The sequence below is a fragment of the Streptomyces sp. HPF1205 genome (assembly GCF_020400825.1).
Lineage (GTDB): Bacteria > Actinomycetota > Actinomycetes > Streptomycetales > Streptomycetaceae > Actinacidiphila.
This window is the reverse complement of record NZ_JAINVH010000159.1, coordinates 1-452: the sequence shown is the minus strand read 5'-3', so window position 1 is coordinate 452 and position 452 is coordinate 1. Positions and strand designations below refer to the sequence as shown.

Sequence of the window (452 nt, the reverse complement as noted above, 5' to 3'; positions counted from 1 at the left end):
ACCAGCACCGCGGTCAGCAGCACGTTCCAGCAGAAGATCGGCATGCGGAACATCGTCATGCCCGGGGCGCGCATGCAGATGATGGTGGTGATGAAGTTGACCGCGCCCAGGATCGTGCCGAACCCGGACATCGCCAGGCCCATGATCCACATGTCGCCGCCGATACCCGGCGAGTTGATCGCGTTGGACAGCGGGGAGTACGCGAACCAGCCGAAGTCGGCCGCGCCCTGGGGGGTGAGGAACCCGCCGACGGCGATGAGCGAGCCGAAAAGGTACAGCCAGTAGGCGAACATGTTCAGCCGCGGGAAGGCGACGTCCGGCGCGCCGATCTGCAGCGGCATGATCCAGTTGGTGAACCCGGCGAACAGCGGGGTCGCGAACATCAGCAGCATCACCGTGCCGTGCATGGTGAACGCCTGGTTGTACTGCTCGTTCGACAGGAACTGGGTGCC

At 64.8% G+C, this 452-nt stretch carries 1 protein-coding gene; it reads right to left on the bottom strand.

The window, feature by feature from the left end; all coding sequences use genetic code 11:
* Positions 1-452: cbb3-type cytochrome c oxidase subunit I (locus K7G61_RS36095; RefSeq protein WP_225851377.1), on the bottom strand; the 452-nt coding region annotated here is incomplete at both ends.